16 protein-coding genes are annotated in these 22,412 nt (G+C 40.0%); 13 read left to right on the plus strand and 3 right to left on the minus strand.

Going from position 1 to position 22,412, the window contains the following annotated elements; genetic code table 11:
* Positions 1–2 precede the first annotated feature (2 nt).
* The 6 genes from BM008_RS12105 (at position 3) to BM008_RS12130 (ending at position 5,575) form a co-directional block, all read left to right on the plus strand.
* Complete coding sequence (locus tag BM008_RS12105) at positions 3–1,217, plus strand: ABC transporter permease (protein WP_091937364.1); 1,215 nt, start codon at positions 3–5, stop codon at positions 1,215–1,217.
* A gap of 155 nt (positions 1,218–1,372) precedes the next feature.
* Positions 1,373–2,077 carry an ABC transporter ATP-binding protein gene (locus BM008_RS12110; RefSeq protein WP_091937366.1) on the plus strand — a complete coding sequence of 235 codons (705 nt, stop codon included), beginning with the start codon at positions 1,373–1,375 and terminating at the stop codon, positions 2,075–2,077.
* 15 nt (positions 2,078–2,092) lie between these two features.
* Positions 2,093–3,325, plus strand: coding sequence for a COG1361 S-layer family protein (locus tag BM008_RS12115; protein ID WP_245748030.1), 1,233 nt, complete (start codon positions 2,093–2,095; stop codon positions 3,323–3,325).
* A 14-nt stretch (positions 3,326–3,339) separates the two neighbouring features.
* Positions 3,340–4,554, plus strand: a complete 1,215-nt coding sequence (locus BM008_RS12120; protein WP_091937368.1) for an ABC transporter permease — start codon at positions 3,340–3,342, stop codon at positions 4,552–4,554.
* 58 nt (positions 4,555–4,612) lie between these two features.
* Entirely contained in the window at positions 4,613–4,852 is a 240-nt protein-coding gene (locus BM008_RS12125; RefSeq protein ID WP_091937370.1) for a PLDc N-terminal domain-containing protein, read from the plus strand.
* 99 nt (positions 4,853–4,951) lie between these two features.
* The gene (locus BM008_RS12130; protein ID WP_091937372.1) at positions 4,952–5,575 is read left to right on the plus strand and encodes a sensor domain-containing protein; all 624 of its coding nucleotides are present in this window, start codon (positions 4,952–4,954) and stop codon (positions 5,573–5,575) included.
* Positions 5,576–5,588: 13 nt separating this feature from the next.
* On the opposite strand, the gene BM008_RS12135 is transcribed toward BM008_RS12130, so the two are convergent.
* Positions 5,589–5,870, minus strand: coding sequence for a hypothetical protein (locus BM008_RS12135; protein ID WP_091937374.1), 282 nt, complete (start codon positions 5,868–5,870; stop codon positions 5,589–5,591).
* A gap of 150 nt (positions 5,871–6,020) precedes the next feature.
* Between BM008_RS12135 and BM008_RS12140 the strand changes: the two genes are divergently transcribed.
* Genes BM008_RS12140 through BM008_RS12150 form a run of 3 tightly spaced genes read left to right on the plus strand, consistent with a single transcriptional unit; the run spans position 6,021 to position 8,623 of the window.
* The gene (locus BM008_RS12140; RefSeq protein ID WP_091937376.1) at positions 6,021–6,533 is read left to right on the plus strand and encodes a response regulator; all 513 of its coding nucleotides are present in this window, start codon (positions 6,021–6,023) and stop codon (positions 6,531–6,533) included.
* Positions 6,534–6,551: 18 nt separating this feature from the next.
* Positions 6,552–8,312: a sensor histidine kinase gene (locus tag BM008_RS12145; protein WP_091937378.1), complete on the plus strand. Its 1,761-nt coding sequence runs from the start codon at positions 6,552–6,554 to the stop codon at positions 8,310–8,312.
* Positions 8,309–8,623 carry a YbjQ family protein gene (locus BM008_RS12150; protein ID WP_091937380.1) on the plus strand — a complete coding sequence of 105 codons (315 nt, stop codon included), beginning with the start codon at positions 8,309–8,311 and terminating at the stop codon, positions 8,621–8,623. The genes BM008_RS12145 and BM008_RS12150 overlap by 4 nt, the downstream gene beginning before the upstream one ends.
* Here the strand turns inward: BM008_RS12150 and BM008_RS12155 are convergent, their stop codons facing one another.
* Together BM008_RS12155 and BM008_RS12160 are read right to left on the minus strand one after the other, a co-directional pair.
* Positions 8,624–10,237, minus strand: coding sequence for a PAS domain-containing sensor histidine kinase (locus BM008_RS12155; RefSeq protein ID WP_091937382.1), 1,614 nt, complete (start codon positions 10,235–10,237; stop codon positions 8,624–8,626).
* Positions 10,238–10,934: 697 nt separating this feature from the next.
* Positions 10,935–12,953: an ATP-binding protein gene (locus BM008_RS12160; protein WP_091937384.1), complete on the minus strand. Its 2,019-nt coding sequence runs from the start codon at positions 12,951–12,953 to the stop codon at positions 10,935–10,937.
* 404 nt (positions 12,954–13,357) lie between these two features.
* Between BM008_RS12160 and BM008_RS12165 the strand changes: the two genes are divergently transcribed.
* From BM008_RS12165 to BM008_RS12180, 4 genes are all read left to right on the plus strand, one after another.
* On the plus strand, positions 13,358–16,426 hold the full coding sequence (locus BM008_RS12165; RefSeq protein WP_245748031.1) for an ATP-dependent helicase: 3,069 nt from the start codon (positions 13,358–13,360) through the stop codon (positions 16,424–16,426).
* Positions 16,427–16,507: 81 nt separating this feature from the next.
* On the plus strand, positions 16,508–19,780 hold the full coding sequence (locus tag BM008_RS12170; protein WP_091937388.1) for a helicase-related protein: 3,273 nt from the start codon (positions 16,508–16,510) through the stop codon (positions 19,778–19,780).
* Positions 19,777–20,439, plus strand: coding sequence for a DUF4391 domain-containing protein (locus tag BM008_RS12175; protein ID WP_091937390.1), 663 nt, complete (start codon positions 19,777–19,779; stop codon positions 20,437–20,439). The genes BM008_RS12170 and BM008_RS12175 overlap by 4 nt, the downstream gene beginning before the upstream one ends.
* Positions 20,440–20,468: 29 nt before the next feature.
* Entirely contained in the window at positions 20,469–22,409 is a 1,941-nt protein-coding gene (locus BM008_RS12180) for a site-specific DNA-methyltransferase (RefSeq protein ID WP_091937392.1), read from the plus strand.
* The last annotated feature ends 3 nt before the right edge of the window (positions 22,410–22,412 follow it).

Here is a 22,412-nt window from a genome sequence, read left to right on the forward strand (position 1 = left end):
ACATGATAGGCCTGAGACATTCATTTGTTATTGCTCTTGGAAGTATAAGCAGTGCAAAGATGAGGTCTACACTTACTGCCCTTGGCATCATAATAGGCGTAGCTGCAGTTGTAGCGAATGTATCACTGGGTGCAAGTTTCAATCAGTATTTTACAGATGAGCTAAGTTCACTGGGTTCTAATTTTATTATCATATACAGTCAGGATGTCAATATCTTCTATGATGCTGAACTGGAACTTATAAGGAACACACCAGGTATTGATGGTGTATCTCCTTTCAATCAGCAAACTGCTGCTGTTACATATCTCTCTGCGACCCGGCAGATAGATGTGCAGGGGGTGGGCGAAGATGCCCAGTACATATCGAATCTTGGCGTGGACGAAGGTAATTTCCTGTCGGACAAGGATAAGTATGTGGCAGTTCTGGGAAAAGAGGTTGCTGAGGAGAAGTTCGATAAGGATGTTTCCATCAAGAACTATGTGGATATCACTATCAAACGTGATGATGGTACCAGCGTGACCCAGAAGTTCCGTGTGAAAGGTGTGCTTTCCAGTGAGGACAATACCTTTGTAACAGGTGGTCCGGATCGTGACGCTATCATCTATGTCCCAATAGCGACCTTGAACGAGATGCTGAATGTGACCGATTATGGCGGTTTCTCTGCAAGGACCGGGGATGCTGAGTCGGTTCAAGAGGTCTCAGATGAGGTGGATAAGAGACTTGCAAGGTCATTGGGTGTATCTTCAAGGGACCTTGACAATGATGATGCAAAACCCTATCGTATCTTCAATCAGGCAGAGATCATCGAGCAGCTTGATGCTCTTGCACAGTCATTGACAATACTGATAACGCTTGTAGCAGTTGTGGCTCTGATCGTTGGTTCTATAGGTATCATGAACATCATGCTTGTCACCGTAACTGAAAGGACCCGTGAGATCGGTCTTTTGAAATCCCTTGGTTATACAAGAGGAGGTATTCTCACTCTCTTTATTCTGGAATCTATGATCGTGGGAGTTATTGGTGGTATACTCGGTACACTTCTGGGTCTTGTAGGGTCCTATGTAGTAGAGATCTATCTGAACATTCCTCCTGTGTTCCCGTTCTATCTGATATTCCTTGGTTTCTTCATCTCTGTTCTTGTGGGTCTGGTGGCAGGTGTGTATCCGGCCAACAAGGCTGCCAACCTTGATCCGGTGGATGCCCTTAGACATGAATAATGACCCATATCCTGACGTTTTTATGTTAATTCTGGTTAATCTAGCTAAAACTATGTGGTCAAACCAGTCGATATATCGAAACGTTTAAGTATTTTCTTCACATTGACTAACCTGACGATAAATAGTCAAGTTGGTATAAGTTGAGGTGAATGCAAATGGCTGGTTATAATGAATTTGTCCCTGATGATGCAAACGTCATCGATATATCGGGTCTTAAAAAGAGCTACTTCCTTGGGGATATGGAAGTACCTATCCTGCATGGTATAGACCTGCGTATAAAGAAGGGTGAATTTGTTGCCATCATGGGTCCTTCCGGATCGGGAAAGAGCACTCTGATGAACATGATAGGTTGTCTTGACAGACCTACCGATGGTAAGGTCTTGCTCATGGGAAAGGACACGAATGTAATATCCGATAATGAGCTTGCTGAGCTTCGTGGTTTTGAGATCGGTTTCGTGTTCCAGAACTTCAACCTCATTCCACGCCTGAGCGCATATGAGAACGTAATGCTTCCAACTTATTCCAATGCTAAAAAGGGAATGGACACCTCCACTCGGGCACGGGACCTGCTAAAGTTAGTGGGTCTCGATGACCGCATGGGCCACAGGCCACCGGAACTATCAGGTGGTCAGAGGCAGAGGGTCGCAATAGCAAGGTCACTGATAAATGATCCCTCCCTCATACTTGCCGATGAACCTACAGGGAATCTGGATTCAAAGACAAGTGCGGAGATAATGGGAATATTCTCTGACCTTCACAAGAAGGGTCGTACCATAGTGATGATCACACACGATCCTGAAATGGAGCAGTATGTGGATAGAGTTGTTCATATCATGGATGGCTATGTTGGTAATAATTAAGTTGGGTGGTTTGCAATGAAAATTATCAATATTATTGAAAGAGCATTTTATGTAATGCTCTGTGTAGCGATGTTAAGCACTTCTTTCATGGTACCTGCTTCTGCAGATTCCGCCGCCACGATGACGGTGGATATAATAGACTATGATCCCTTCCCGGCACAGATAGGTGAATATGTTGATGTCCGGGTAAAGATCGAGAACATAGGCTATGGTCGTGCAGATGCTGTATCCCTGAAGATGGATCCTGAATACCCGTTCTCTCTTGATTCACAGAACAACGCGGTGGAATTCATCGGCATACTTTCTCCTGATGACGCAGCCGTTCATGAATTCCGCCTCTACGTTGATCCCAATGCAAAAGTAGGAACAGGTACAGTTGACATATATTATCAGGTTCATGAAGACGGTTCATGGTATAAGTCATCCTTTGACCTGAACGTCGGTTCCAGTTCATTTGACAGTAAAGGGACCATAGAACTTACAGAGATCACCTGTGATCCTGTGGTATTCATGCCAGGGGATACAGGAACAGTTAGTTTCACTCTTACTAATACAGCAACAGAAAGCTCTGTAACTCTTGATGATGAGGTATATGATACCAATGCACGTGTTCAGTCTGCAGTACTGAATGGGGTGGATGGTGTCGATGTCACAAGTGAGAGCTATGTCGGGTCTGGTGTGATAGGTCCTGGAGATTCAATAAGTTTGAGCTACAATGTTGAAATAGCAGACAATGCTCAGGATGGCACCTACTACCTTGACCTTTCAATGGTAGGAAATTCCTATGCTTATAATAACAACTGGAGGATCCCTGTAAAGGTGGATTCCGCTTCTATTAAGGTAATACCATCCAAACCGATGGAACTGATCAATGGTGAAGGAACCCTTGAGTTCGATGTTGCAAATATGCACCCGAATACCCTTAGCTCTGTCAGTGTAAAGCTTAGTGCTGATGGTGTCGATCTCTCACCTGAGGAATACTTTGTTGGTTCAATGGACTCAGATGAGCTCTTTACCATAGAGATCGATGCAAAGGCCGATATTGAAGCTGAGTCTGTTCCTGTTACGATCACAGTGGATTACAGGAATGGGATAAATGATCATAGCACAGAGGTAGGTATCCGTGATCTTGAACTTACCAGTGAAGATGAGGGCACCGGTGGGAATCTTGCAGTCACAGCTGTTATACTGATCGCATTGCTTGGCATCCCTGCAGTCGTTTACGTGAAGCGCAGGAAACAGAACTGAAGTAGGTGTTCACAATGCTGAGTCTGAAACATTCCTTCAGGATGGCTGTAAGCAGCATCAGCAGTTCAAAGCTCAGGTCCGCACTGACAACACTAGGTATTGTTATCGGTGTGGCAGCAGTGATCGCCAATGTATCTCTGGGAGCCAGTTTCAACCAGTTCTTTACCGAAGAGATAGGCTCTGTAGGTAATAATTTCATAATAGTGGAAGGCAAGACATCGAATCTCTTCCACGATGATGAGATGGAGATCATCAAGAACACTCCTGGTATTATGGGAGTATCTCCTTTGAGTCAGGAAGTAGCCCAGGTGAAGTATATCTCAACCACGCGGCAGATCACTGTTCAGGGTGTCTCGGAGGACTATGAGGAAGTAGGTAATATCCAGATGGAAAGCGGTACTTTCATCGATGACAAGGACAAGTACATGGCAGTTATCGGTCACGATGTGGCATACGATAAGTTCGACCGAAAAATATCCGACAAGAACACCATCGAGCTCACATTTACAAGAGCTGATGGCGAGACCATTACAAAGCAGTTCAAGGTAAAGGGCATTGTTGACAGTCCCGAGACCACGTTCGTTCAGAGTGGAATTGAGCCTGATGACAGGATATTCATTCCTATTGCAACCATGAATGAGATCATGGCGGAGGATTATTACTGGGGTTTCTTTGCTGCAGCTTCAAGTCTTGAATCCATAGATGAGGTGACGGATGAGCTTGATAAGAGACTTGCACGGGATCTTGGTGTTCCTTTCAGGGACCTTGATAATGAGGATGCAAAACCGTATTCACTTGTAAACCAGGGTGAGATACTTGAAGAGGTGGACCAGTTATCTGCGGCTCTTGGGTCTTTGCTCACTTCCGTTGCTCTGATATCACTTATCGTGGGTTCCATCGGTATCATGAACATCATGCTTGTCACAGTTACCGAAAGGACAGGTGAGATCGGTATCATGAAATCTCTTGGATACAAGAACTATGAGGTTCTGTCCCTGTTCATGGTGGAATCTATGGTCGTAGGTCTTTTAGGTGGAGTACTGGGAATAATCCTGGGTGTCTTAGGTGCCTATCTTGCAGATAATGCAATGGGTCTTCCTTACGTGTTCCCTGTAGATATGATCCTTATAGGTATGCTGGTATCGCTCGTAGTTGGATTGCTTGCCGGTCTCTATCCTGCGAATAAGGCTGCAAGGATGAATCCGGTAGATGCTCTGAGACACGAATAAATTTAATATGTATCGCATCATTCACTAAAAATAAGAGGAGACTGGCGGAGAAATTATAATGTTCGACGAGATATTGTTTGGAATAATTCCATTTATCATATTCCTGCTTTTCTTTGGGGTGGGAATACTCGGTACTTTGTTCTGGGTATGGATGCTCATTGATTGTGCGACCAAGGAACCTTCCGAAGGCAATGACAAACTGATATGGATCATCGTGATAATATTCACTCATTTGTTGGGTGCTCTTATCTATTTCCTTGTGAGACGGCCCAAACGTATTGAAATGCATGGTAAATGATCGGTACTGATCAATAAACAACAGTAGACAGTAACTATTAGATAATATCAGGACTTCAGAGGTGGCAGGTATCTGCCATCATTAAAAAACGAGGATAAAATGGCTGAGATCAGGACTGCTATGTGGGATCTTATTAAGGTAGCTTTCATGAAGCAGACATATCTGAACATTTTGTATCTTTTGTTCTCTTTCCCTCTTGGGACCGCTTATTTTGTATTCCTTGTCACCGGTCTTTCATTGGGATTTGGTCTTCTGATAGTATGGATCGGTATTCCTGTTCTGATCCTTGTATTTCTGGCATGGTGGGAGATCGCATCATTTGAACGCCAGATGGCAGTATGGTTACTTGGGATCGAGATCCCTCCAATGTCCCTGAAGTACTCTAAGGATAAAAGTATACTTGGAAAGGCTATGTACAGGATAAAGAGTCCTGTGACATGGAAAGCCCTGCTATTTCTTTTAGTTAAATTCCCTTTTGGGATATTCTCACTTGTAGCAATGATCTCCCTTGTGGCATTTACGATCGCTTTGATCATGTCGCCGTTGGCATATCTGTTTGGTGAGGGGCCAGCACATAGTTTCATAGGCTCGGTACTTTATTCAGTATCCGGCGTATTCATGGTATTCGTATCCCTTCATATAGTGAACATACTGGCACATATCGAAGGTATATTTGCAAAAAAGATGCTGGGAAATTCCGGACGATATTCAGAGCAGCTTTAAAATTGACAAAGGTTCAATCAGATATAGTGTTGATACTGTCGTAGAAATCAAGTATAAGTTTTGTCTTTTCGTTATCGAGGTTGAGTCTGAATGTTCTTATCTGTTTTCCAAGAGGTTTCTCGATAACAATATCACTTTTTATAAGCGGGGTGATAACTCTTGCAACACTGGAGTGTGATAATCCGGTCTCATCTGCAATTCCGGACAGATATGTCGATTCATCCTTGTGTGCAATAAGGTTTTTCAGAACCGTCATCTGGGCCGTTTTTCCAAAGATCTCTTCCAGCGCGTCCATTTATATCTAAGTAACATATTATGTTATGGCTTATAAGATCTTCTTTTATTGGATGATCTGTTTACAAAAGCATAAACTCTTTGATATTTAGAAAGGTTTTAATAATATCGTACTTCTATATTTTATAAGCTTGTTTCAGGTCGAATTATCATGGATGGAGAAAACATTAGCGGGAAGGTTCTTTCTCTTATGGAGGAAAACCCCGGTATAACTACAAAGGAGATCTCTGAGAAATTATCTGTTTCTGAATCTCAGGTCAAAGAGACACTGGAAAGTATGTCCGATATAAGGCAGAAAGTCCTCATTGTCGATGACGAGATGGATGCTCTGATAGCCTTAAAAGTTGCTCTGGAAACGGAAGGATATAATGTTGTGGAAGCACAGGATGGCTATGAGGCCATAGAGAAAGTGCACTCAGAAAGGCCGGATGTGATATTGCTTGACCTCATGATCCCTGGTATCGATGGGTTTGAAGTATGTAAGCAACTCAGGTCTGATCCGCTCTACAGTCATATTCCCGTAATAATGCTCACTGCACGTGGTGAGGTGGATGATAAGGTAGAGGGTATCGAGCTGGGAGCCGATGATTATGTTACCAAGCCATTCAACCTGAAAGAACTGAAAGCACGCATAAAGATGGTCCTGAGACGAAATCAGGATTGATATATTTTCTTTTGATACATGTGGAACAGGAAAAGCAGATGGAATCTAATTCTCTTTGCCGTAGTAGTTCTGCTTTTGATAAGCTCCATATTCTTCCTCTGGATGAAGACAAATATGGAGGTACGTTCTGTTGTTGAGGAACAATACCAGAATCAACAATTATTACTGACCCGTCAGATAGCCAGCAGCATCGAGAGGTCCCTGAATGAGAGGGTACTGTTGCTGGAGGTCATTGCAAAAAAGGATACGGGTGTCCCCCCTGATAATTACCTGTCCGATCTTAAGAGTGTCTACGATGTTGCAGGGATGTTCTATGTGGTTGAATATGTCTCAGAGGAAGGTACAATAGTCTCTGGTTATCCTGAGGATAATGTGCCGATCGGTCTGAACCTCTACGATTCAAAACAGTACCGTGCTTTTGAAATGGTGCGTGATACCGGGGAAGTCTATGTTACAGATCCATTGAAGCTCATGGAAGGCAATTATGGATCTTTCATATGGATCCCTGTCTATGAGGGTGATGAGTTCAGGGGAGCTTTTATTGCGATCATTCAGGAATCTGACCTTAAGAGCAGGTATGTTTCAGAATCTAACTCTTCAAGTTATGCATATCTGATAGACGATAAGGGGAGGTTGCTATATGCTGACCAGGGGGATTATCCAAGGCGTGCCAGCTATGCAGAAGTAACGGCCTCTACTTCCTCAGGACTTAGTGATATCATAGAAGAACAGTCCAAAGGTGGGGATGGGACCGGCAAGTATCTGGTTCTTGATAATGGGACTATGGTCGAGGAAAGGCTTGTTTCGTATTCTCCTATAGAATGGTACAATCAGAAGTGGTCACTTGCTATAACCAGTCCGTCTTCCGATGTTGACCGGCTTATAGTATCTGTTTACCTGAAACTGTTCATCGTGGCTGTTGTGTCTGTACTCTTTATCGTTTTCGTAAGCTCTTTCCTGGTGCTTATTCTTTTCAATTGGAGCAAGAGCCTTGAGAAGGAGGTTGATGAAAAGACACAGGAACTCAAGGAATCCAATGAATCCCTGAGGGCTGCGAACCGTAAGCTCAAGGAACTCGATAGGCTGAAGACCGAATTCCTTTCAATTGTTTCTCATGAGCTCAAGACACCTCTTACTGCCATGAAGACATCAAGTGAGTTCCTTCTTGAGAATGATGGATGTGGTCTTCAGTTGAAGGAAAAGATGCTTGATATCATTATCAGGAATATAGACCGTCAGTCCCGCATGGTGGATGATCTTCTTGATATTTCCCGGATAGAATCTGATCGTATGAAGTTCCATCGGGAGCCTGTGGAAATTGAGAATACGATAAAAGTATCACTTGAGGTCCTTGCCAGTTCCCTGAAGAAAAAGGATATGACAGTACAGGTGAACCTGCCGGATGGCCTGCCACTGGTCAATACGGATAAGGACAAACTGGTCCAGGTGTTCGTAAATCTTCTCAACAATGCTGTTAAGTTCAGTAATGAAGGGGATATGATCACAATTGATGTTGTGGAAAAAGATGATCATGTCGAGATCAGTGTGATTGATAATGGCATTGGTATGGGTCCTGAGGAACTTGAGAGGATATTCGATAAGTTCTACCAGATAGACAGTACTTCCACACGTAAAGTTGGGGGAAGTGGTCTTGGTCTTTCAATTGTTAAGGGTATAATCGAAGGTCAGGGTGGAACTATAACTGCCACCAGTGAACCTGATAAGGGTAGCAGGTTCACTTTTACATTAGATAAACAACAGGATGAGGTGAGTGAATGATAGTAACGACAACAGATGGCATAGATGGAAAAGAACTTGAGATACTCGGAGTTGTGTTCGGGAACACAGTTCGTGCAAAGCATATTGGAAACGATATAGTTGCCGGCCTGACGAATATTGTGGGCGGTGAGCTCAAGGGTTATTCAGATATGCTCACACAGGCAAGGAAAGAAGCCTATGATCGTATGGTAGGGAATGCGGAAGAGATAGGTGCCGATGCTATAGTGAATGTCAGGTTCACTACTTCTCAGACAATGGCAGGTGCTGCAGAATTACTTGCCTATGGCACTGCGGTGAAAATAAAGGTATGATCATTCCTTATTGGAAATGGGTATCGTGAAGGTGAATTCACTTCCTTTATCGATCTCACTTTCAATTTGTATCTTCCCACCGTGCATTTCCACGAACTCTTTCACTATCATAAGTCCAAGGCCAACACCTTCGAACCTTCTGTTAAGTTCAGAATCTATCTGGGTAAAGGGCTGGAATAATCTGTTGATATCATCCTTTTCTATACCAATACCTGTGTCCTTTACGGATATCTTCAGCACCTCTCCTTCTTTAAGGATACTGACCTTGATATCTCCATAATCGGGAGTGAATTTGATGGCATTATTTATCAGGTTGTAGAGGACGGTCTTTATCTTGTTCTTATCTGCATAAATGGTTCTGATGTCGTCCTCAAGCTCGAAGCTTAGTTCTATGTGCTTCTTTTTGGCCATTGGTAGTGTTGAGTTCTTTATGTCCTCTATTATGACCGGTGCAGAGAAGTTCTTTCTGTCAAGTTCTATCTTTCCCTCGCCTGCTGCGGAAAGCTCTATCATGGAATTGATAAGTAGGAGTAAGCGGTTACCACTTCTTTTTATGACGTCCAGGTACTGTTTTTGTCCATCATTGGTCTCACCAAGGTAATCTTCATGGAGCAGATCAGAGTATCCGATGATCAGGTTAAGTGGTGTCCTTAGCTCATGGCTAACATTGGATAGGAACTGTCTTTTGGTACGGTTGGCATTCTCAGTGATGAGTTTTGCGAAAACAAGTGCCTTTTCAGCAGTTTTCATCTCTGTAATGTCATTACCTGATGACAGTACTCCTGTAATTTCTCCATTTTCATCTCTGAGGAGGATATTGTGCCAGCCGAATATCCTGCTCTCATCCTTTATCTTAATGTTTCCTTCAAAATATGGTTTTAGTGTTACCTTTCCACCCATTAGTTTTGAATAATCGCTCTTTGTCCCTTCTCTGCTTTCTTCAGGGGATGAGATGTCGAACCAGTTCTTTGAAATGAGTTCCTGTTCCTTTTGTCCAAAAAGCTCACATCCTTTCTTATTGATAAGTTTGATCTTTCCTTCCCTGTCGGTAACAAGGATGATGACTCCGACTATATCCAGGTATTTCTGTGCCCTGTCCCTTTCTTCCTTGAGCTTGAACTCAACATGTTTCAGTCTTGCAATATCGACCATCAGTCCATTGATACCTTTGAACTCACCATTCTTGATGATCGGGCGGGATGTGGTATGAACGTAGCTTATTGTGCCATCTTTCTTCACTATCCTGAACATGTAGGGTTTATGTTCCCCTGAAACGGTCTTTTCGATATCTTCAAGCAGTCCTGGTATGTCATCCGGGTGAACATGTCTGGTAAAATGTGTTCCAAGGACCTCTTCTACATCGTAACCTGTTATGTTCTTGATAGCAGGATTGATGTATGTGAAATAGCCACCAGTATCAACAGCAAAAAGTACGTCGTTGAGATTATTGAGCCTGTCAGAATAGAATTCTTCGATCTCTTCTGATCTGGATTGGGAAACCTCCAGCTGTTTCTCCAGTTCTGCAATCCTTTCTTTGAGCTCTTTTCTAGTAGGATTACGTGCCTTGTTCTCATTTTCAGCGACTGTTTTGTCATTTTCTGTGATCATTTTCATGTAACTCGTTACTTAATTATTATATTAATTTATCGGGCAATAATGGATGTGTCATTTATTTTTAATACTTTTTTTCTCACAAAGACTAAAAAATGATATCATCTTTGCTTAAAGTAGGTTATAACATCCATTTGTCTAAAAGGACTGCACAGAAAATGATAGTATACCAAGCGCCGCGTTCTTCCCCAACCAACGTTATTTGCGCTTTTAGACCAATTTTGATAATATTGAACTATTATTTTGGAACAATATACCTCCGGATAGCTGATGCTATTTCCCTTTTGTACTCATTTATATTAATAAGTTTGGTGGTATCATTATTTTACTAATGATGCTCTTCCTTCTTATATTGGATGTAGTTCCATTAGAAGGCTGTTAGAATAGATATGCAGATATCTTATCCATTGTGGATATTTGTGTCCGTATATTTTATTGACGCCGAGGTTGGGGGCCGGCAATATAGTTAAAAGCCTACATAGTAAAACAGGATTTTTGTTTATATATGCGTTGTGGGTAGAATGGATTTCTCTTACCCTCAACAAAGTACTAATCATTTGATAAAAACAAAGTAAAGTCTACAATTAAACATGAGTTTGTACTTATATATGAGTTGTGGATTAAGCAACCTGTTTGTTTCTTTCCACAAAATACAAATGCTTCAACCAGACAAAGATATTATTACAAGCAAGGCATATTTTTACCAACTGCAAATGCCAGCAGAATTTTGTTTAGATAATTCAACGGCTTCATCTGCAGAACTAACTTCAAGATACAATTTGTTTTTATCAAACTCTAGTTTTTCTTGTAAAAAATTGTGCCTTAACTCACATGCATTGAGTATATCACACCATTTTTTTACGTATATCTTATAATTATCAACACTATAAGCAAGATCAGGTTCACCTTTTACACTACTGTTCTCTATTTCTTTTTCTATATATCTATTAGTAGTAAACTTGGTTCCTGCTAGTATGAAATCCCATGTATAACTATCCCCATTGAATTGAGAGATTTCTCTTATTGTTTCCATGTAAATTTTAACTTGGTTGAGTTCATTCATACCAATTCTTTTTGATGGATGTTTGAGCTCAATAATTAAATTGTGGATAGCATTACCATACTTTGTTTGCCTACACAAAAATACATCTACTTGTTTTTGTTTATTGGGGTGATCTATAGTGACCTTTTTGTCATCTTTTCTCAAGATGTAAATATGACTCTGAAGGGCCTTTTCAAAATTATCTTCTGCTGCTGCAACTAAGCTATATTTTTCTCCAAATATCCAAGGATGATTTTCAACAATCTTCTGGAGATGGTGGATTTCATCTGCACCAAGATTCTCGTTAAAAACAATCTGTTTTAAGAAGTTAATAACATAATAACGGTCTCTCAGCAGATTAAGCATCTTGTTTATGCGAGACATATCTGTTAACTTCAGCATCTCAGCCCATTGCTTTTTTTCTTCAGGGCTTAGGTTTACTACTTGTTCTATTATTGATATAACCTCCTCTCTCTCATCTGAAATCAATATTTTAGCAAATAAGCCCACAAGGATTTTCTTTTGCTCTGTCTTCAAGCCGTTTAACGCTTTTGGTTGCGTAGTGTACAACTCAGAAAGTACGCATTCAAGATCATCTATTTGAATTAACTCGAATTCATTTTTGCTCTTTCGGTCTATAATACCTTCTTCCTCAAATGACTGTATTACCGTTTTAGCATGTTCTTTCAAGAATGGCTTTCGTTTAATTCGAAGAAATGTTTCAAGTTCTTCCTTCAGATGTTTAAAGGTGCCGTCTGAACGACATCCGCCGGAGAGGGTTGTATTACCAGTGTCTACTATGCTGAAGTCTTCGAAGTAATCACTAGAAATAAATACGCTATGGTAAAAATAATCGCCCTGGTTATTAAAGGTAGTATTTTCTTTATAGCTTAACTTGTAGTTATTGTCAAGGAAGTAGAATTTAGAATATTCATCCAACTGGTTTTCCCACTGGATGTACCTCACATCAAAAACAATGCCGTTGTGCTCTATCTTAATGGCATCTTTTCCTCCTATGAGGTCTGAATAATCAAGCTCTTCGCCATTTATCAGCAGCTTATATCCCAATGGCTTTTTTAATTCCATGAACCACCCAAACTCATTTTTAAGATGGTCTAACATTTGTTTTTCTCGTGATCCTCCCTTCTTGGACTTTTTTATTCTTGGTGGTCTCTTAAAGCGGGAAAAAACGACAGTTGTTCCTTCTGGATCATTTGTTTCTTCAGGGATTGCCTCAAGCCCAGAGAAATGTTCCAGTTTGTTATCCACTATTTCTATTTGATATTTATATTTGGAAGATTCTTCACGATATACAGTATCCCATGTTGCCACTCTTGCGAACGTGAAGAAGGAAAACCTTCCTACTCCATTCTTTCCATGCATTGTTAGCATAATGTCACTGTCATCATTAGATTCCTTCTTTTTTTCGGAAACATGAAATGGCTTGAATGTATGCGGCAGATGGGATTGATTTATTCCATGTCCATTATCGATTATCTTTAGAAGCTTGAAAGTACCGCCGTTAGACATATCATATAAAACTTCTACTTTGGTGGCACCTGCATCAAAACCGTTCCAAATATATTCTGCGATGGCCTTATAGAACGTTTTTTCAGTATATTTGTTTTTGAGGGTGGAAATTATACCCTCAGTTGTTATGATTACATCGCCATCCATATGATCATCATCCTGTTTTTTGAAAGATATTATCTGTTAATCTCTTCCGATGCTTATTTTGTTGAGTGGGTAGTCCTCTGTTAGATATCCCCTCAACACTTTCTTTTTATTGTATTTCGCAATCCCAGTAAATATATGTATACTGTAGAAAATACATATTTCCTCACATAAATACATTGTTATTTTATTTTGTCGTTAAGTTATTGATATTATTTTCTACATAATATCTTATAGCAGCAAGCTACACTTCTCTGTTTTTATTTATCGTGTAATCTCTATTATTTTTAAAATAACAACCGGTTGCACAAGTAATCAACTAGAATAATTCTGATTTGATTTTAAAAATTACAGAAGTACATAAATATAATAATCGCGTTTACATTAGTAATTCTAGTGTAGTGGTGATGAGAAAAATGGTCGCAGGCACTCTTAATGATGGACAATTAAAAGCAGTGACTTACACAGAAGGACCACTTCTTATTCTTGCTGGTCCCGGTTCAGGGAAGACACTTACGATAACCGAAAAGGTAGTTGATCTCATTGACAATGGAATCTCAGCAGAGAGGATACTGGCACTGACATTCTCAGAGAAGGCAGCCGGTGAGATGCAAGAGAGGATCGAGAGACAAATTGGCATTGGCAGTGGTATTAGTGTCTCTACATTCCATTCATTCTGCAATGAACTCATACGACAGTTCCCGCTGGATATGGGTATCAGCTACGGAACCAGGCTTATCTCAAAAGAGCATTCCCATGTATGGGGTATCAGGAACATCGATACCTTTGAATTTGAGAATCTTATCATACCACCGGTTCCATATGACCTGATAACAAGTCTGATGGAAGGTGTATCTCAATTCCAGGACCATCTAATAGACCATGATGAGCTTAAAGACTATATTGATAAGAAACTTTCAGATCCTTCAATTGATGATGAAGAGAAGGATACGCTTCTGAAAATGGCTGACCTTGAAAGATTCTACAGGCATTATCAAGAGTATAAATGGAACAATAATTTTGTGGATTATGATGACATGATAGCCATGGCCTGCTCTCTTCTTGAGAAGAACAATGTTATCAAGAATGAAGTGAAGAGCAGATACGATTACATTCTGGTAGATGAGTTCCAGGATACAAATTATGCCCAATTGCATCTTGTGCACCTTCTTGCTGACAGTGGAAACCTGACATGCGTTGCAGATGATGACCAGTGCATCTATCGTTTCAGAGGTGCATACCTTTCCAATATCAAGCAATTGAATGATCATTATTCCAATCTTGAGAAAGTAGCTCTAGAAGTGAATTACCGCTCTACCAATCAGATAGTCGAGCTATCCAAACAACTAGTATCTTGCAATCCCGAAAGGGAAGTCAAAGACTTCAAGGCCCATAATAGTGATGGAGAACTTGTTAAGGTTGTGAAGGCACCAGATGATGACAGCGAAGCTGAGTGGGTGGCTAATGAGATTAAGAGACTTGCTAATGAAGAAGGTCTTGAGTATCAGGACATCTACATACTCACCAGGAAGCGTGCAGATGGAGAGAAATTCAGCGATGCTTTGAAAGCATTGATGATTCCGGTGGAATATGTAGGCTCATTGCAGTTAAGTGATTTTCCGGTCATCCAGGATGCTCTGGCTTATATGAAACTGCTGGCAGATCCTTTCAATAATGGTGTTTCTTTCGCAAAGGTCCTTTTCAGGGAGGGTGTTACAGAGCATAACCTGCAGAAAATAAACATACAGGCACTCCAGGTGAAGAAGACAGATCCCACTCAAGGTGATGGGATATATTCTGTTCTACTAAACGATTTAGATTATATTGATATAACGCAGGCAGAGCTTGTAAAATCCATCCTTTCTCGTATTGAGGAAGTCATAAGTTACAAGAAGAATCATCTTCCTTCTGATACAGTAAAGTATCTTTTGACCCAAAAAACAGACCTTTATCGTTCTCAGCTTGCCAGGAATGATGAACATTCTAGACGTAACATCAAGTTACTAAACTCACTTGTCCAAATGGTAGCTGACCTTGAGCTTGTGGATGGAGGCTCAGAATTTGAGGCTGTGATGGAACATCTGGCCCTTGTGTTCAACATGGATATTGATGAGGGAGAGGCCAGTGAGGACAACACTGTAAAAGTAATGACAATCCACCAGTCCAAGGGTAAGGAGACGAAGGTTGTCTTTGTGTGTGACCTTGCAGCTCGGCATCTTCCTTTGCAACACAGAAGAAAGCCGTTTACAGTACCATCGGATATGGCAAAAGGCGTTCAGAGGAACGCTGATGAGAAAGAGCTACATCTGGAAGAGGAACGCAGGCTTGCATATGTTGCCATGACACGTGCAAAGGAAAAACTGTATCTGGTCTTTCCTGAGAAATATGCTGCTAATGTGAAGCCTTCCAAACCAAGCCAGTTCCTTGATGAGATAGACTATGAGAACAATCCGCTGATAGAATTCATTGAAGCAGCTAAAACAGAAGTTCATCATGGAACTGTTAGTGTTTCAATCCTTCAGAGGAAGAAGGAAGAGTACGAGAACCTTGTGAGTATGTATGCCAGACAGGGACAACTGGATCAGGCCCTTGAGTCTATTGTCGTGCTGGCACAGTTAAAGGAACTGGAAATGAATGGCAATCTTTCAGCCTTTGACCTTGGTTCTTTCCTGAAGGTTTCCCCTCTGGAGCCTGCTGAACTGGATGACCTGGTGGATGGAACGGTCCCTCCGCTTGTTGATCAGAATATGCGTTTCTCGGCTTCGAAGATTAAGGAGTATATGGACTGTCCTCTTAGATTCAAATATAATTCTGTGCTTCGTATACCTACTCCACAGAAAGGATACTTCAACGTAGGTACCAGTGTGCATGCTGTATACGAGGAAATGATAAGGCAGAAAATGCAGGGTAAAAGCCCTTCCGTTGCTGATGCCAAGACCATGCTCAACGATACATGGAATGGTTCTGCCTTCACATCAACAACCCGTGAACAGCAGGAAAAGAACAAGATGGAGAATATGCTAGACATCTGGTTCGATTATGAGAATACCAATCCAAATGAAACAATTGATGTTGAACAATGGTTCGATCTGGAATTAGAGGGCAATCATTTTGTTGGTTCCATTGATCGCATAGACAAAACTCCTGATGATGAGTATATAATCATCGACTACAAGACCGGAAAGACAACTCTTAGCAAGAAGAAGATGAAAGAGGATGTACAGCTGGCTCTCTATTGTCTGGCTGTTAAGGAGAAGTATGGGAAGCTGCCTATGCAGGCTGGGCATTTCTATGTGCACCCTGACAAAGCTAAAATGGTGTTGGTTGATGTTGCAGTGAAAGAGGTCGATGCTGTGGTCGCAAGGGTGAAGGAAGTTGTGAAAGGGATATTGCGCGAAGACTTTGAGGTGCTTGAGGATCCTGAATGCCGATATTGTGATTTTGGGGCAGTGTGTGAGTGGGTGAACGGGAAATAATGATAAAATTGGAATTCCATTAGTAGTTTTAGATATTAAATCTCATGAATTCTTGCAAGTTGGGAAACAGGTGTTAAAAAGATGCAAATACTAAATAATGTGACCGATCTCTGGGGAGATGATTTAAAAAAATCACTTAAATCCAACACTAAATTGAAAATTGCAGCGTCTTGTTTTTCCATCTATGCTTATGAGGCATTGAAAAAAGAATTAGAAAGCATTGACTCTCTTGAATTTATTTTTACGTCTCCAACATTTGTAGCAAATGAAGTTACAGACAAAATGTCTAAAGAACGCAGAGAATTTCATATTCCTAAACAAAAACGCGAAAGAAATCTGTATGGAAGTGAGTTTGAAATTCAGCTTAAAAATAAACTTACTCAAAGGGCTATTGCTAAAGAATGTGCAGATTGGATACGTAGAAAAGCAACTTTTTGTTCCAATTCAACGAAAGCTCCAATGCAACAATTTGCCTGTATGAGTACAGATGATGAAAGTATGGTCTACATGCCTTTGCATGGATTTACTGCTGTTGATCTTGGATATAGTCAGGGAGACGCAGTTTCAAATTTCATCAATAAATTTGAAGATGCTGCATCTACTAAAACATGGCTTGAACTTTTCAACCAGATATGGGATGATGAATCAAAGTTACAGAATGTTACAGATAATATATGTGCTCACATTGAATCTGTATACAAAGAAAATTCTCCCGAAAAAATCTATTTCCTAATGCTCTATAACATTTTTAATGAATTTCTTGAAGACATAAGCGAAGACGTGCTTCCCAATGATTTAACTGGATACAAGAATAGTGTTGTATGGAATAAACTTTTCAATTTCCAGAAAGATGCAGCCACAGGAATTATTAACCGCTTGGAGAAATTTAATGGATGTATTCTTGCTGACAGTGTTGGTCTTGGTAAGACATTTACTGCACTAGCAGTCATAAAATATTATGAACTCCGTAATCGTTCAGTACTGGTACTTTCTCCTAAAAAGTTGGAAGATAATTGGCAAACATATAGAAACAATTATAAAACAAATATACTGATTAAAGATCGCTTGAATTATGATCTGCTATTTCACACTGATCTTTCACGTAAATCAGGCGAGTCATCTGGAATGGATTTGAAAAAGATCAACTGGGGGAACTATGATCTAGTAGTCATCGACGAATCCCATAATTTCCGCAACAATGATGCTTATAAAGATAAAGAGACCAGATACCAAAGATTGATGAATTTAGTTATTCGTGATGGGGTTAAAACAAAAGTTTTGATGCTCTCTGCTACTCCCGTAAATAACAGATTCACTGACCTTCGTAACCAATTAGCTCTTGCCTATGAAGGTGAATCTGAAAATTTAAGTGAAAAACTTAAATCCACTAAAACTATCGAAGAAATATTTAAAAACGCACAGACTGCTTTCAATCAATGGTCAAAATTACCTCCTGAAAAGAGAACGGCAAAAACTATACTGGATTCCCTTGATTTTGATTTTTTTGAATTACTTGATAGTGTAACCATTGCTCGCTCAAGAAAGCATATTGAGACATTTTATGACACTAGTGATATTGGAAAGTTTCCACAAAGGCTCAAACCTTTGTCATTCCGTAGTCCTTTAACTGAGCGTTCCGATGTGATGAGTTTTAATGAAATTTATGATCAGCTATCCTTACTTAAGCTATCTGTTTATGCTCCTGTAAACTATATTCTTCCAAGCAGGTTAAAAAAATATGAAGAGATGTATGATACTTCTGTAGAAGGAGGTAAAGGTAAACTTAGGCAAGCAGATCGTGAAAAAAGCCTTCAGTCCTTAATGACGACAAATCTTCTTAAACGTCTTGAAAGCTCGGTTGAAGCTTTCAGATTGACACTAGGATCCTTGGAAGAAAACAATAGAAACATGCTTGCTAAAATAGTAGAATTCAAACGTGTAGGATCTAGTCTTTCTATTCGTGATTTAAGCGATTGTCTGGGAGAACTTGAAGCCGAAGACGATGATCTGACTGGACTTGATGAATTTATGACGAAAGGAAAAGTTCAGATAAACCTGGCAGATATGGATTTGCAATCATGGGAACACGATCTGAAAGCAGACCTTACTATTATATCGCAACTTCTTGCTGAAATGAGAAAAATCACTCAAGAGGATGACTCAAAACTTCAACATATCAAAAACCATATCCTGAACAAAATAAAGAATCCTGTAAATCCGGGAAATAAAAAAGTTCTTATTTTTACTGCGTTTGCAGATACAGCTGATTATCTTTATTCATGTCTGTCTGAGGAACTTCTTAACATGGGTTTCCACACAGGTAAAGTAACCGGAAGTGATACTCCAAAGACAACACTGAAAAAAGGATATGATTTTCAATCGGTGCTCACAATATTTTCTCCAATATCTAAAGAAAAATCACTTATACTTCCAAATGAGCCGGATGAAATTGACGTTTTAATTGGAACGGATTGTATATCGGAGGGACAGAACCTCCAGGACTGTGATTATCTCATCAATTATGATATACACTGGAACCCTGTTCGTATTATTCAGCGTTTTGGACGTATCGACAGGATTGGTTCTTCTAATGAACATATTCAGCTTGTCAACTACTGGCCAGATATTTCACTGGATGAATATATCAACCTGAAAGAGCGAGTGGAAAATCGTATGCATATAGTGGACCTTACTGGAACCGGAGACGATAATGTTCTTTCTGCTCGGGCTAATGATGTATCATACAGAAAAGAACAACTTCGCAGGCTTCAGGATGAAGTTATAGAAATGGAAGACCTCAAAACAGGAGTCAATATAACTGACCTTGGATTGAATGATTTCCGGATGGATCTGCTGAATTATATTAAAGAAAATAGAGACATAGGGAATTTACCCAATGGTTTGCATGCTGTGGTACCCTCCAATAAGGAGGCAGGACTTTTACCTGGTGCTATTTTCACCCTTCGTAATCACAATTCGGATGTAAATGTTAATCAACATAATAGGCTGCATCCATATTATCTTGTCTATATTGGCGATGATGGAGAAGTTATTACCAATCATACGGAGGTTAAACAACTTCTCGATCTAGTGAGAAGCAACTGCAAAGGACTTGATAGTCCTGTCTATGATGTTTGTAAACGTTTTAATTCCGATACCAATGATGGACGGGAAATGTCACACTATTCTGATCTGTTGGGACTGGCTATCAGATCGATGATCGAAGTTAAAGAGGATAAGGATATAGACAGTCTTTTTTCAAGCATCAATACTACAGCTCTGGTGGATAATATCAAAGGACTGGATGATTTTGAGCTGATCTCTTTCCTTGTGATACAGGAGAATCAGGCATGAACGTTCTTTATGCTTTTCCTGAACAGGCGAAATTTGGAAGTGTACTTCCTAAGAGCAAAATCTATGAGCATGCCAGTCCGACTTCCAGAGTAAAGGATATGTTTGTCAAAGAAGTGGAAAAGATTACATGGACCTATAAACTGTCTCCTTCAACGATTAATCTTTCAGCCAGCACCGGAGTTAATGAAATACAGATTTTTACGATTATTCTCAGAACAGGAATTATATCTGAAGATGTTTTGAGGACAATTGACAAAGCTATCCCTTCACATATTATTTTTCATCTTAACTACAGGGAAAAAAGCAAGTATATGGCAGGTTATAAACGGCCCAGTGAAGCTGATAGTAATAAGTGGGTTGTCAGTAGTTACTTTGAAACAGAATGGATGGACGATAATTCTGAAAAAACAGCACTGCCTGTTGTTTTGAACATGGGTGCACTCTACCAGGCTATTCTCAAAGACATTATCTCTCTTCCTTTCAGGAAAAGTGAAACTCTGGAAGAACTGGTGAAGAGAATGGATACATTAAATGTCAAAGAACGTGAAGCGGCAAGAATAGATTCCCTTATAAAAAAAGAAAAACAATTCAATCGCAGGGTTGAGCTAAACAGATCTCTTAATGAGTTAAAACAGGAAATTGAAGATTTAAAGTGTTAATTAATGTTGATGGATGAAGGAGTCTTATAATGGATGAATTAAAAATGCACAGCCCCAACTTTGCTGAAGAAAATGTTGCAAAACTTGAGGCAATGTTTCCCAACTGTGTTACCGAATCAAAGGATGAAAATGGTGATATGAAAAAATCGATTGATTTTGACCTTTTAAGACAGGAAATTTCAACACACATAGTGGATGGTCCACAGGAACGCTATCAACTTAATTGGCCAGGTAAAAGAGAGGCACTGCTTACTGCCAATGCTCCAATTTCCAAGACTCTTCGTCCGTGTCGTGAAGAAAGCGTGGATTTTGATACAACAGAGAACCTGTTTATTGAAGGTGACAATCTAGATGTCCTCAAACTGCTTCAGGAAACATGTCTTGGTAACGTGAAGATGATTTATATCGATCCTCCTTATAACACAGGCAAGGATTTTATCTACTCCGACAACTTTGCTGAGTCCACCGAAGAGTATCTGCTAGATTCGGGTCAAAAAGACGAAGAAGGTAACCGACTTGTCGCTAACACAGATTCGAACGGCCGTTTTCACTCCGACTGGCTAAGTATGATGTATTCACGTGTCAAACTAGCAAGAAACCTGCTTAAAGACGATGGAGTGCTTTTTATTAGTATTGATGATGGTGAAGTAAATAACCTCACAAAAATATGCGATGAAATATTTGGTGCAGAAAATAAAATTGGGCTCATTACAGTTGTTAGTAACCTTAAAGGTAGGAGCGACGACAAATATTATGCAACAGCTCATAATTATTTGGTTGCATATGAAAAACTTGACTTCACTTCTCTAGGAGTACCTTTACCTGATAAATACTTAAAAGATTATCCGGAAGTAGATAATTTAGGCCGCAAATATCGCTTACAGGGTTTAAGAAAACGTGGGGATAGTGCAAGAAGAATTGATAGGCCAAATATGTATTACCCATTTTACGTAAATCCAGCAACTCTTGAAGTATCATTACAGAAAAACAATGAATATAGCATTGAAGTTTTTCCATTTCTTTCTGATGGCGAAGAAGGGCGGTGGCGCTGGGGAAAGGAAACATCTCAAGAACGAATTAATGAACTTGTATCACATCGGGTTGGAAAAGAAGGGCGTTATGATGTTTTTCAAATAGATTATGCTGAAGGTATTAATGGTGAAAAAAGAATTAAACCTAAAACAGTATGGGATGGGAAGGATTTTGCAAATGAAGCAGGGTCTTTGGAGCTAAAAGAACTGTTTGGAAAGCGTTATTTTGACACACCAAAACCAACAGGTTTAATCAAATACTGCTTGGAGCATGCAACAAAAAAAGATGATTTAATTCTAGATTTCTTTGCTGGTTCTTCTACTACTGCCCATTCAGTAATGCAACTTAATGCAGAGGATAAAGGAAATCGCAAATTCATTATGGTGCAATTGCCTGAAGGGTGCGATGAAAAATCAGAAGCATTTAAGGCAGGTTATGAAAACATTGCTGAAATCAGTAAGGAACGTATCAGACTTGCTGGAAAGAAAATCAAAGAAGAGAATCCTGAAAACACTGTAAATCTAGATATAGGTTTCCGCGTCCTTAAAGTTGACAGTAGCAATATGGAGGATGTCTATTACACACCTGATGATACAAAACAGACCTTGCTTTTCAAAAATACCGACAACATCAAAAAGGACCGTACTTCTGAAGATCTGCTTTTCCAGGTATTGCTGGACTGGGGTGTAGACCTTACACTTCCAATTTCAAAGGAAAAAATCCTTGACAAAGAAGTTTATTTTGTAGATGGAAATGCTCTTGCTGCCTGTTTTGTCAAAGATGGAGGGATTTCTGAAGATTTATGTAAAGAACTGGCTAAAAGGGAACCATTGCGCGTGGTTTTCTGTGACTCAGGATTTACAGATGACAGTGTAAAAATCAATGTGGAACAAATCTTCAAACTCATGAGTCCTCACACGGACGTGAAAACAATCTAAGGA

The sequence above is a fragment of the Methanolobus profundi genome, from assembly GCF_900114835.1.
Classification (GTDB): Archaea; Halobacteriota; Methanosarcinia; order Methanosarcinales; family Methanosarcinaceae; genus Methanolobus; species Methanolobus profundi.